This is a genomic window from Curtobacterium sp. MCBD17_021 (assembly GCF_003234525.1).
Taxonomy (GTDB): domain Bacteria; phylum Actinomycetota; class Actinomycetes; order Actinomycetales; family Microbacteriaceae; genus Curtobacterium.
Genome location: NZ_QKTS01000013.1, coordinates 100,945 through 112,159, shown reverse-complemented (window position 1 = coordinate 112,159; position 11,215 = coordinate 100,945). Strand labels below are relative to the sequence as shown.

The window sequence follows — 11,215 nt, the reverse complement described above, 5'->3', positions numbered from 1 at the left end:
GCGCGGGGCGGGGCGGGGCGACGGTCAGGCCGACGGTGTCAGCACGCTGTCGATGACCAGGTCCTTCGCCGGCCCACGGGCCTCCCAGCGGACGCGCCAGCCGTCGGGCGTCCCGGTCAGGAGGCCCGTGTAGTCGTCCGGCGCACACGCGTGCTCGACCCGCGCACCCCAGATCCAGTCGTGGAACGGACGACCGTCGGCGAAGTGCACGTGCCACCGGCCGTCGCGGCCCGGTCTGACCGCGAGCGTCCGCCACACCGGGGTCGAACGGGCGCCGAACACCATCGTGCCGGTCTCGTGCCAGTGCACGGACCCGTCGTCGTCGACGCGCAACACGGTCGAACCCGTCACCGTGCCGGTCACGTCGGCGAGCCGGTCGTGCACCGTGCGGCGCAGGTCCCACCGCCCGAGCAGGTCGGTGGGCAGCAGGAGGGTCGTCGGCGGTGACGCCTCGGGCGGGAGCACGGCCGCCGTCACTCGACCCGGTACCCGGCCTGGGCGGCGAGCAGCGGCGCGAGCGTGAAGAGCTGCTCGCCGCCGATCGTCGCACCGCGCAGCCCGTCGAGTCGCTCCACCCGGTCGAGGTCGGCGCCGCGGAGGTCGACGTCCTCGATGCGCGTGGCCACACCGGCGACCTCCCGGATCGAGCTGCCGGGGAAGGCGACCCGCAGCAGTCGGGCGTCGGCGATGTCGATCTCGTCGATGACACAGTCGCGGAACACCACGTCGGTGAGGGCCGATGCCCGGAGGTTCACGAACCCGAGCTTCATGCCGACGAACTCCACCGCGCTGAACGAGCCGTCGTACAACTCCGCCGATCCGATGCGCCCCCCGGCCACCCGGACCTCCCGCCAGGCACCGCTCTGCGCCCGGAGCACGGGGGCGTCGAGGACCTCGATGACGGTGTCGCGGACGCGGAACCCGCGGAGGTCGGCGCCATCGGCGCGCAGGGTCCCGACCACGCACTCCTCGAGCTCGAGGTCGGGCAGCCGCTCGCCCACCACGTCGAGCAGCTCGATGTGCTTGCCGTCGATGCGGTCGCCGGTGAGCACGTCCCCCGGGCCGGGCGACCACGGTTCGAGGTCGGTCGGTTCGGTCAGGGTGATGCGGGGCGCCGAGACGCCGGACTTCCGTGCCATGCGCCCAGTCTGCCGTGGACCCCGGACGGTCGATTTGCCCGGTCGGCCACTGCACCCTAGCCTCATGCACATGAGGATCATTATCAGTGCAGGGGTCGTCACGGCTGCCCTCGTGCTCACCGGCTGCGCGAGCAGCACGTCGTCCGACGGACCGGCGTCGGGACCGACCACGGGGACGACGGTGACCAGCTGTGGCACCGAGCTGAGCGTGCCGTCGCCGCCGGAGCGCGCCGTGACGCTGGAACAGGGCGCGACCGAGGTGATGCTCGCGCTCGGCCTGCAGGACCGGATGATCGGTACGAGCTACCTGACGGACGCCGTCGCCCCGGAGTGGTCGGACGCCTACGCGGGCATCCCCGTCCTGGCCGACCAGTACCCGACGACCGAACAGCTGCGCGAGGCCGACCCGGACTTCGTCTACTCCATGCGGGCATCGGCGTTCGCGTCGGAGGCGGCCGGGAACCGCCAGGAGCTCGTCGACCTCGGTGTCCCCGCCTACCTCTCCGCGAACGACTGCGAGGACCAGACGCTCATCCCCGACGAGGTCGGCTTCGACGCGATCCTGGACGAGGTCTCCGACGTCGCCCGCGTGTTCGGCGTCGAGGAACGTGGTCGTGCCCTCGTGGCCGAGCAGCGCGCCACGCTCGACGAGGTCACGGCCGCGGCCGCCGACACCGGAGAGCCCTCGGTCGTGTGGCTGTACTCGTCCGTGAACGGTGCGCCCGTGGTGGCCGGTGCGAACGGACTCGCCGACACGATGGGCAGCGTGGCCGGTGCCACGAACGCCTTCGCGGACCTCGACGCCCAGTGGGGCGAGACGAGCTGGGACGAGATCGCACAGCGCGACCCCGACGTCATCGTGGTCGCGGACCTGACCCGCGGGCTGCCCGGTGACAGTGCCGACGACAAGATCGACCAGCTCCGCTCGGACGCCGTGACGAAGGGGTTGCGGGCGGTGCAGGACGACCACCTCGTCCCCGTCCCCGCGACCGAGCTCGACCCCTCGGTCCGGAGCATCGACGCGCTCGAGACCGTCTTCACCGCCCTGACCGAGTACTCGGAGGAACGACGATGACCACGTCCGCCACACCCACCCCTGACGAGACCGAGCACGCGCTCCGACTCCTCGCCGCCTGGGACGTCCAGCAGGCCGCCTACATCACGAACCGCGAGCAGCGCTTCACGATCATGCTCGACGTCGTCGACCACGTCGTCCCCGAGGGCGGAGTCGTCCTCGACCTCGCCAGCGGACCGGGGTCGATCAGCCAGCGCGTCCTCGAACGCCGCCCGGACATCACCTGCATCGCGCTCGACCACGATCCCGTCCTCCTGGAACTCGGGCGGACCGCGCTCGCCGGGCGCCGCGTGCGCTTCGTCGACGCCGACCTGTGGGACCGCGACTGGACCGCGGGACTGGACGGTGCGGTGCCGCACGCCGTGCTCAGTTCCACCGCACTCCACTGGTTGCCGTCCGACGTCCTCAGTCGCGTGTACAACGACCTCGGCTCGCTCCTCGCTCCCGGCGGTGTGGTGATCAACGCCGACCACCTGCGCCACCTCGACGGTCGGACGCTGTTCGAGGAGCTCAGCGCGCGCGACGACGAGCGCACCCAGCGCACCGACCGAGCGGCGGGTGCGCTCGACTGGGACCAGTGGTTCGCCGAGGTCGTCGCCGTCGAACGGTACGGCCGGCTCGCCGCCGAGCGGGACCGTCGCTTCGCGGACCGCCCGCCGAACCCGGAGCTCAGCCTGGCGTTCCACGTCGCCGCCCTCCAGGTGGCCGGGTTCGCCGAGGTCGGGCCGGTCTGGCAGCACCTCGACGACTTCGTCGTCCTCGCCCGCCGGTGACCCCGCGAGCGCTCCGTGCGGCGGCCGTGCTCCCCGCCCTCGCGGTCGCGCTCGTGGTCGTCGTGGTCGCCGGCGTGACCCTCGCCGGTGGCTCCATCACCTGGACCGGGACGATCCGGTCGATCGGCAGCCACCTCGGCCTGCCCGTCACCCCGCTGTCACCGCTGGCGGACTCCGTCGTCTGGCAGCTGCGCCTCCCCCGCGTCCTGTTGGCCGCAGCAGCGGGCGCGGGGCTCGCCGTGTGTGGATGCGTCCTGCAGGCAGTGACCCGCAACGTGCTCGCCGAGCCGTACCTGCTCGGGATCTCGTCGGGCGCGTCCACCGGTGCGGTGCTCGTCATCGTCCTCGGCATCGGTGCGGGCTCGGTGACCCTCGCCGGCGGAGCACTCGTCGGGGGCCTCGTGTCGTTCGCGCTGGTGTTCGCCCTGATGGGTCGGGACACGGCGGACACGAGCCGCGTGGTGCTCACCGGTGTGGTCGTCGGTCAGCTCTTCGCCGCGGTGACCTCCCTGGTCGTGACGGCGTGGGGTGACGCGGACGCCACCCGCGGCATCACCTACTGGCTGCTCGGGTCCCTGGCCGCCGCCCGGTGGCCCTCGGTCGTGGTCTGCGTCACCGTGGTGGCCGTGGCGACGGCGGTCTTCGTGCTCGTCGCCCCCGCTCTCGACGCCTTCGCGTTCGGTCACGACGCCGCCGTGTCCCTCGGCATCGACGTCCGGTCGCTGCGCCTGACCGTCCTCGTCGGTGCGGCCGCGACGACCGCGGCGGTGGTGGCGGCCGTCGGCGCGATCGGCTTCGTCGGGCTCGTCGTGCCGCACGCCGCGCGGATGCTCGTCGGACCGGGTCACCGCCTCCTGTTGCCGGTGTCCGCCCTGGGCGGCGGCGTGTTCCTCGTGCTGGCGGACCTCGTCGGTCGACTGGTGCTCGCGCCGCACCAGATCCCGGTCGGCGTCGTCACCGCGCTCATCGGCGTCCCGGTCTTCCTGGTCGTCCTGCGACGGGGACGACGCGCATGACCCGCGAGCAGCCCGGGCGGACCGGGGGCCCGTCATCCCTGGAAGCGCGTGCGGTCTCGCGCTCGGTCCGCGGCACCGCACTCATCCACGACGTGGACCTGACCGCCCAGCCCGGCGGCGTCACGGGGATCGTGGGTCCGAACGGGTCGGGCAAGTCGACGCTCGCCCGCTGCCTCGCCGGGGTCACCGCGCCGGAGCGTGGGACGGTCCTGCTCGCCGGCGAGGACCTCCGGGGGCTCCGGCGCCGGGCGGTCGCCCGACGGCTGGCGTTCGTCGAGCAGGCGGGGCACACGGACATCGACCACCGTGTGCTCGACGTCGTCCGCCTCGGTCGGCTGCCGTTCCGTTCGCGGCTCGGCGGCCCGGACGCCGACGGTGACGACGTGTGCCGCGGAGCCCTGGCCGACGTCGGGATGGACGGGACGGAACACCGGCGGTGGAGCGGCTTGTCCGGTGGGGAACGACAGCGCGTCCAGGTGGCACGCGCACTCGCGCAGCAGCCCGAGGTGCTGGTCCTCGACGAGCCGCTCAACCACCTGGACATCCACCACCAGTTCGAGCTCCTCGACCTGCTCGCGAGCCGGTCCTGGACGGTCGTCGTCGTGCTGCACGACCTCGACCTGGCAGCCCGCTACTGCGACCACCTCGTGGTGCTGGCCGGCGGCCGGGTCACCGCCTCCGGCCCCCCCGGCGCAGTCCTGACCACCGAGCTGCTCGAGCAGGTGTTCCGGGTGCACGGCCGGGTCCACCGGGACACCGACTCCGGCACGTCCCGGGTCGACCTGACCGGCTCCTTCCCGGGCGCGTCCAGACCGACCTGAGCGCCGTCAGACCCCGGGATCGGCCGACCGCGCGGCGACGCGCAGGGCCTCGGCCATCCGACCGGTGAAGTCGATGAACAGCTCGAAGGACTCCGGCGACACCGCCTCCTCGAGCACGCCGCGGTAGGCCGCCCGCACCGCTCCGAGGACGGCGACGCCGTCGAGCGTCAGTTCGATCCGGACACTGCGCCGGTCGTCCGGGTTCCGCACACGGTCCAGGAGTCCCTGCCGGGTGAGCCGGTCGAGGAGTGCGGTGACCGCCCCCGTGCCCATCTCGAGGTACCCGCCGAGCTCCTTCGGTGTGCGGTCGTCGTCGATGGCGCCGAGGAACTGCAGCGCGCGGAGGTCGACCGGGTTGAGGTCGTGGCGGACCGCCAGGTGCTGCATGAGGTGCGCGTGCTCGACCTGCGCGCCGTAGAAGGTCGCCACGGCCTCGTCGAGGAGTCGGTCGAGGTCGGCGGTCGAGGGGCGCCGAGGAGGTGCGGTCACACCACGAGCATAGTCGACATCCGTTCATCACGAAGATTGACAAACTCGAAAATAGAGGCGTACAGTCGCTGTTACCTCGAATTTCGAGGCGTCACGATCAGGATGGAACCCCGGAACATGCGTCGCCCTACCCGCACCCTCGCTCGCCTCGGCACCTTCGCCGTGATCCCCGCCGCGCTGCTCGCCGCTGGCGTCGCCGTCTCCACGGCGAGCTACTCGGCCTTCTCGGCGACCTCCTCCGATGGTGCCGACAACTGGTCGATGGGCACGGTCGCGCTGACGAACGACGCCGCGAACGGCGCGCTGTTCTCCGCGTCGAACCTCAAGCCGGGGGCCACCGGCACGAACTGCATCGCGGTGACCTCGAGCGGCAGCCTGCCGAGCGCCGTCCGCATGTACGCCAAGGACGTGACCCAGACCAAGGCCCTGGCCTCGTCCGTGACCCTGCAGGTCAAGCAGGGCACCGGTGGCGGCTACGGCACCTGCGACGGCTTCACGGCTGCGACGGGCACCGAGGGCACTCTGTACGACGGATCCCTCGCGACCTTCGCGTCGACCCGCAAGGACTACGCTTCCGGCCTCGGCACCTGGAAGACCGCGGGCACGAAGCCCGAGACCCGGACCTTCCAGATCACCTACACCGTGTCCCCCGACGCTCCGGCTGCGCTGATGGGCGCCACCGCCAGCCTCGGCTTCACGTGGGAAGCCCAGAACCTCTAGCCCGTACCCGGGACCGCTCACCCACCGGACAGGAGGATCGGGATGCGCTCGTCGTCGTGGATCCGTTTCACGGTGGTGCTGACCGCTCGCGGCGTCATCGCCACGCTCATCGGCATCGCGTTCTGGGGCGTCGCCCCGCTCGCGCTCGGGTGGCACAGCACCACCGTGATGACCGGTTCCATGCAGCCGTCCCTGGTGCCCGGTGACGTCGTCGTGAGCAAGCCCGTCGCGACCGGTGCGCTCCGGGCCGGTCAGGTCCTGCTCTTCCCGGACCCCGACCACGCCGGCGTGCTGCGGTTGCACCGTCTGCAGGACGTGGACGCCCACGGCACCCTCGTCACGAAGGGGGACGCGAACCCGGAGGCCGACTCGACCGCCGTCGCACGGTCCTCGGTCGTCGGTGTCGGCTACCTGCGCGTCCCGCTCGTCGGGCTCCCCGTGGTCTGGGCCGCCGAACACCACACGGCGCGCCTGCTCGCCCTGGCCGCCACGCTCGCCGTGCTCGCCGCGCTCGCCGTGACACCCGCCGTCCGTGCGCGGCCGGACACCCCGACCGGGCCCCTCCGGTCACACGGTCGCCACCGTGCCGGACGTCCGGGACGACCGCGCACGACCGTCGCCGTCGCCACCGCCGTCGTCTGCGCCGTGGTCGGCGTCGCCCTGCCGGCGCCCGCGGCCGCTGCGGCCTTCGCGGCGACCACGACGACCGGGGCCAGTTCGATCGCCACCGCGGTGGCCACCCCGGCGACCGGGCTCACCTGCACGAACGTCGGCAACGCGGCGGTCGACGTGGGATGGGACTACTCCGGGGTCGCGCCCGAACGGTTCTCGGTACTGGTCGACGGGGCCGTGAGCGGGATCAGTGCCGCTGCCGGCGAGCACGACGTCATCCTCGGCGCGTCCGACTTCTTCATCTGGAAGACCTCGACCATCAGCGTCCGGACCGACCTCACCGACACGTGGACGGCCACGTCGTCATCCACCGTGCGGATCACCACCATCCGTCTGTTCGGACTCGGCCGCACCTCCTGCGCACGCTGAGCAGCGGCGCGACACCGGTCCCTCAGCGCACGGCCGGCCGTACGCCGCACGGTCGGGGCGCGGCATGTCGAGCCCGCGTCACCGTCCGGCGGCGTGGTGCGCGGCGACCTGTGTCGGTGAGAGCACGGAGCCGTAGACCGCGGCGAACCGCATGGACCCGGAGAAGGAGTACGAACCCGCCCCCGGCCATCCGGTGATCGTGTCGTACCCGACGCGGAAGTACCCCGTGGCGTTCTCCGGCGTGGTGAACGCCGCGTTCGACGCCACGAGCACGCCGTCCGCGTACAGCCGCATCCCCGTGGTCGGCGACATGGTCGACACGACGTGGTGCCAGGCACCGTCGTTGTAGGACCTCGGTGACGTCACGACCTGCGTGGTGGTGTTGTACGTGCCGAACACGAGCTGTCCGCTGGTGTTGAGGTAGACCTGCCGGTCGTGTTGACCGGACGTGGTCACCTGGTTGCTGCCGAAACCGATGAGGAGCCCGCCCGCCACGGTGGTCCGGAACCACACCTCTTCACTGAAGGTGGTCGGGTTGCGGTAGGCGTTCGGCGTGGAGACGAAGCTCGTCGAGCCGTTGAGCACGTAGGCGCCACCGGCGTCCCGCGGGCAGGCGTTCGGGCTGGCCGTCGTCGTGGCCATCGCCCCCTGGTAGGTGCCGTTCGCACCCCTGCCGGACGAGTCGACGGCCGTCCGTGATCCCGCGGACTCGGACAGCTTGTACGCGAACAACGCGGTGGCGGCGTCGGCGTCGACGGCGCTCGAGCACGTGAAGTACGCGGCCGTGCCGGCGCTGTTCGTCCCGTTCGTCACCTTCGCGCTGAAGGCCGACCGGGTCGGGGCGAACTGGTTGAGGAGGACGACCACGGCGAGTGCGACGACCAGCAGCAGCGCGACGACCTTGCCGTCGCGGAGACGCCCGGGGTTCACGACGGCCGCACCGTCTCGACGCGGCCGACCGCCAGGCACAGCACGAGCGGGACCAGGCAGGCGGCGACGAGCACGGCCCATCCCATCGGGTCGAGGTCGATGGTCGACATGAGCTGGTACTGACCGTGGCGGTTCAGCTCGGTGATCGTCACCCGACCCACTTCGCCGTCGACGAGGTGGACGGCGTTCCCGCCGACCGCGTCGACCCGGACCGGGAAGACCCCGGACGACACCACGGTGGCCTCGACGGAGCCGGGCGACGTGCTGTTCGAGATCGTCGTGACGTTGACGAAGGGCTTGAGCAGGAAGGCGGCGTACGAGACGGTCAGGGACGCTCCGGCGATGCGGAGACTGCTCCGGGTGACCCGATCGGTGAACGCACTGGTCAGGGCCCAGATGAGCAGCGTGCCGACCAGGAGGATCGGGGTGGCCTTGAAGAGCCAGCCCAGGTGCGGGACGAGCAGGACCGGGGCGCCGATCAGGTCCTCCTGCGTCAGCGTCCACGGGTCGACCGCCCCGTTCACGTCGCCGCGGGCACGGATGCCGCCGTCGGGGTCGATCGCGACGATGCGGTGGGTGTAGACGACGTCGGGGTTCGCGGCGACGCTGTAGGAGACGATGTCCCCGACACGGAGCGACGACGCCTGGACCGGCATGTCGAGGACGAGCGTACCGACGGGGGCTGCTTCTCCCATCGACGGCGTCTCGACGACGAACCAGCGTCCGCCGTTGGTGAGGAACAGCATGGCCGCGGTGAGGAGGACCGCGGCGGCCGCGGCGACGCCCCAGGCCAGGACGGTCTCGGAGCGGCTGACCGCCCGCCCGCCGAGCAGCGGCCGGGGGAGCGTCCCGCTGAGCGGGATGGCCGACGTCTGGCTCATGTGCTGCTCCGTCCGGGTCGCTGCTGGTGGAGTGGGATGGCGACGCTCGACCGTAGGGGGGTCGGTCGAGCGTCGCCGGTCTGGGTGGTGTTGATCAGGCGGTGAAGGTCCACGTCATCGGCACGGAGGCGGCGAGGCCCTGGTAGGTGTTGCCGGCTGAGGAGTCGAGCGTGACCGCGAAGTTGAAGGGGACGCTCGTACCGGCGGCGGGAGCGGTGGGCAGCGAGATCGCGGCGCCGCCCTTGAAGCTGGCGAGGGTGCCGGAGAAGACCGTGGTGGAGCCCGAGGTGATGACGAGGTTCATCTTCGCGCAGAGGTCGGTCGCGGTGCCGTTCGACGTGCCGTTGGCCGTCTGCGTGCAGGTGGCGCCCGGGGTGAGCGTGAAGGTGTTCGCGGCGGCGGTGCCCGTGTTCTTGATCGTGATCGGGGTGTTGACCGTGTTGCCCGGCGTCATCGTGGTGCTGCCACCGAACTTGTTGATGGTCGAGCAGGTCGCGGAGTTGGTGGAGACCGAGCCGCCGTCGGTGCTGAGACACGTGACCGACGCGTTGGCGTTCTGCTCCTGCATGATCAGCGTGCCGCTGGCGGCGGTGTTGCTGCTGTTGGTGATGCTCGCGGCGAACCCGGAGAGGGTGCCGGTGAGCGAGAGGGAGAGGAGCACGGCGGCGAAGACGCCCGCGAGGAGCGCCACGGGGGCGAAGCGGAGGCGCTTCAGCGGGGAGGTGCGGAGCTGGTTGGACACGGGGTACCTCGATGTTTCGTCAGTCAGAGTGGGCCGCAATCGTTCAATGAGGTGATTGCTTGATCATCAAGATAGTGAGTCATTGAGCAAGCAGGAAGGCCACGACCGTCCCCAGAGCGGGGGGCAGTGCAGGACGGGAGGCGCGACCGCGACCGCCACGGGCCCGCCGGCCCGGTACTCTGCCGCAACGAGAGAGACACGGAGTCGAGCTGGTGACGGAACAGGACGAGGACGGCACGACCGACCTGATGCTCGCGTTCGACGCCGTCGTCCGGGCCAACGCGGGCCTCGTCGGTCAGCTGAGCACCCGCGCCGGCGTGCACGAGAGCGGGCTGCGGGCGCTCGTCCTCATCAGTGACACCGGCTACTCGACCCCCACCGAGGTCGCCGGGTTCCTCGGCCTGACGTCCGGTGCGGTGACGAACATGATCGACCGGCTGTCGTCCGCCGGGCTGCTCGAACGCACGCCGAACCCGTCCGACCGGCGCGGCTCACTGCTCCGCCTCCGTCCGGCTGGCGAGGACGTCGTCGCCGACTACCGGCAGCGGTACGCAGCCATGCTCCGCGCCGTCGACACCCGACACGGCGGCGACCTGCACACGGTCCTCAACGACCTGGCCACCGGCCTGTTCGAACAGGCGGCGACCGCGGCACCGGCACCGGCACCGGCACCGGACGAGCGCTCGCGCTGACCCGCGGAACACACCACGGGCGGACGACGACGGGCGCCCCGGTCGGCGAGGACCGGGGCGCCCGTTCCGCGTCCGGTCGGTCAGACGCCGGCCGTGCTCCGGATCCACGAGGACGCCTGTGCGAGGAGGGCGTAGTTCGACCCGGCACGGGTGTTCGCACCCGGGTCGGCGCTGTCACCCGTCGAGCAGACGCCGACGACCTTGCCGTTGACGATCAGCGGACCACCGGAGTCGCCGTGGTTCGAGGCCCCGGAGACGCCGGTCACGTGCTGCGCTCGACCCCGGAACGCGTCGGTGCTCGCCCCGGTCAGGGACACGGTCGCCTGGTACAGCCCGTCGGACTGCACGGCGTTCGCACGGAGGCCGTAGCCCTGGATCGTGCCGGTGCCGCTCGACTTCGCCGTCGCCGCGAGGTCGAGCTGCGTGTACGAGGACAGCGCGTACGCGGTGCGCAGGTGCACCAGCGCGATGTCACCGGCCGGGGCGGCGGTGACCCGGTCGACGGCGACCGGGGCCCCGCGGTTCACCGTCGAGTTCGAGTGGTAGACGTTCATCGCCCCGATGCCGTCGATGCAGTGCCGGGCGGTGAGGACCCACGACGCCGTGATCTGCTCGCCGGTGCACGTGCTGACGTAGCCCGCGGGGATGTCGCCGCCCGAAGCCTCGAGCTGCACGATCGACGACGTCGTCGGCGCCTTCTCGCCGCCGACGACCCTCGTCGACGCGGTGAGCGCCGATGCCGGCGCGGCGGCGAACAGGCCGGCGGCGATCACGGTGGCCGCTACCGCGGCGGTGACGGACTTGTGCATGTCGACTCCTTCGTCGATGGGGAACGAGGCAGTTGCACACGGCAACTGCCTCGTATCCTCACCCCCGTCCGAGGGTCGCACCAGTCC

The 11,215-nt window shown here is 71.8% G+C and carries 14 protein-coding genes; 7 read left to right on the top strand and 7 right to left on the bottom strand.

Features of this window, described 5'->3' with window-relative positions; translation table 11 throughout:
• Positions 1–24: 24 nt before the first annotated feature.
• Together DEI83_RS12480 and DEI83_RS16015 are read right to left on the bottom strand one after the other, a co-directional pair.
• Positions 25–465, bottom strand: a complete 441-nt coding sequence (locus DEI83_RS12480) for a DUF6314 family protein (protein ID WP_111082272.1) — start codon at positions 463–465, stop codon at positions 25–27.
• An 8-nt stretch (positions 466–473) separates the two neighbouring features.
• Positions 474–1,139 carry a pentapeptide repeat-containing protein gene (locus DEI83_RS16015; RefSeq protein WP_181431214.1) on the bottom strand — a complete coding sequence of 222 codons (666 nt, stop codon included), beginning with the start codon at positions 1,137–1,139 and terminating at the stop codon, positions 474–476.
• Positions 1,140–1,209: 70 nt separating this feature from the next.
• On the opposite strand from DEI83_RS16015, the gene DEI83_RS16010 reads away from it, so the two are divergent.
• From DEI83_RS16010 to DEI83_RS12460, 4 genes are read left to right on the top strand one after another with little or no spacing between them, the layout of a single operon-like run.
• The gene (locus DEI83_RS16010; protein WP_181431213.1) at positions 1,210–2,214 is read left to right on the top strand and encodes an ABC transporter substrate-binding protein; all 1,005 of its coding nucleotides are present in this window, start codon (positions 1,210–1,212) and stop codon (positions 2,212–2,214) included.
• On the top strand, positions 2,211–2,987 hold the full coding sequence (locus tag DEI83_RS12470) for a trans-aconitate 2-methyltransferase (RefSeq protein WP_111082270.1): 777 nt from the start codon (positions 2,211–2,213) through the stop codon (positions 2,985–2,987). The genes DEI83_RS16010 and DEI83_RS12470 overlap by 4 nt, the downstream gene beginning before the upstream one ends.
• Entirely contained in the window at positions 2,984–4,003 is a 1,020-nt protein-coding gene (locus tag DEI83_RS12465; protein WP_258371190.1) for an iron ABC transporter permease, read from the top strand. Before DEI83_RS12470 ends, DEI83_RS12465 begins: the two co-directional genes overlap by 4 nt.
• Positions 4,000–4,824 (top strand): ABC transporter ATP-binding protein, encoded by an 825-nt coding sequence (locus DEI83_RS12460; protein WP_111082269.1) that lies wholly within the window; start codon positions 4,000–4,002, stop codon positions 4,822–4,824. Before DEI83_RS12465 ends, DEI83_RS12460 begins: the two co-directional genes overlap by 4 nt.
• A gap of 6 nt (positions 4,825–4,830) precedes the next feature.
• Here the strand turns inward: DEI83_RS12460 and DEI83_RS12455 are convergent, their stop codons facing one another.
• Positions 4,831–5,313, bottom strand: a complete 483-nt coding sequence (locus DEI83_RS12455; RefSeq protein WP_258371189.1) for a MarR family winged helix-turn-helix transcriptional regulator — start codon at positions 5,311–5,313, stop codon at positions 4,831–4,833.
• 117 nt (positions 5,314–5,430) lie between these two features.
• On the opposite strand from DEI83_RS12455, the gene DEI83_RS12450 reads away from it, so the two are divergent.
• Both DEI83_RS12450 and DEI83_RS12445 read left to right on the top strand, forming a co-directional pair.
• Complete coding sequence (locus tag DEI83_RS12450; protein WP_111082278.1) at positions 5,431–6,033, top strand: hypothetical protein; 603 nt, start codon at positions 5,431–5,433, stop codon at positions 6,031–6,033.
• A gap of 42 nt (positions 6,034–6,075) precedes the next feature.
• The gene (locus tag DEI83_RS12445) at positions 6,076–7,074 is read left to right on the top strand and encodes a signal peptidase I (protein WP_111082268.1); all 999 of its coding nucleotides are present in this window, start codon (positions 6,076–6,078) and stop codon (positions 7,072–7,074) included.
• 78 nt (positions 7,075–7,152) lie between these two features.
• On the opposite strand, the gene DEI83_RS12440 is transcribed toward DEI83_RS12445, so the two are convergent.
• The 3 genes from DEI83_RS12440 to DEI83_RS12430 all read right to left on the bottom strand — a co-directional run bounded on the left by DEI83_RS12440 (position 7,153) and on the right by DEI83_RS12430 (position 9,627).
• On the bottom strand, positions 7,153–8,004 hold the full coding sequence (locus DEI83_RS12440; protein ID WP_111082277.1) for a LamG domain-containing protein: 852 nt from the start codon (positions 8,002–8,004) through the stop codon (positions 7,153–7,155).
• Positions 8,001–8,885 carry a S26 family signal peptidase gene (locus tag DEI83_RS12435; RefSeq protein WP_111082267.1) on the bottom strand — a complete coding sequence of 295 codons (885 nt, stop codon included), beginning with the start codon at positions 8,883–8,885 and terminating at the stop codon, positions 8,001–8,003. The genes DEI83_RS12440 and DEI83_RS12435 overlap by 4 nt, the downstream gene beginning before the upstream one ends.
• 94 nt (positions 8,886–8,979) lie before the next feature.
• Positions 8,980–9,627 carry a hypothetical protein gene (locus DEI83_RS12430; protein ID WP_111082266.1) on the bottom strand — a complete coding sequence of 216 codons (648 nt, stop codon included), beginning with the start codon at positions 9,625–9,627 and terminating at the stop codon, positions 8,980–8,982.
• Positions 9,628–9,839: 212 nt separating this feature from the next.
• Between DEI83_RS12430 and DEI83_RS12425 the strand changes: the two genes are divergently transcribed.
• Positions 9,840–10,319, top strand: coding sequence for a MarR family winged helix-turn-helix transcriptional regulator (locus DEI83_RS12425; protein WP_111082265.1), 480 nt, complete (start codon positions 9,840–9,842; stop codon positions 10,317–10,319).
• 80 nt (positions 10,320–10,399) lie between these two features.
• On the opposite strand, the gene DEI83_RS12420 is transcribed toward DEI83_RS12425, so the two are convergent.
• Positions 10,400–11,128, bottom strand: coding sequence for a trypsin-like serine protease (locus tag DEI83_RS12420; protein WP_111082264.1), 729 nt, complete (start codon positions 11,126–11,128; stop codon positions 10,400–10,402).
• Positions 11,129–11,215: the final 87 nt, after the last annotated feature.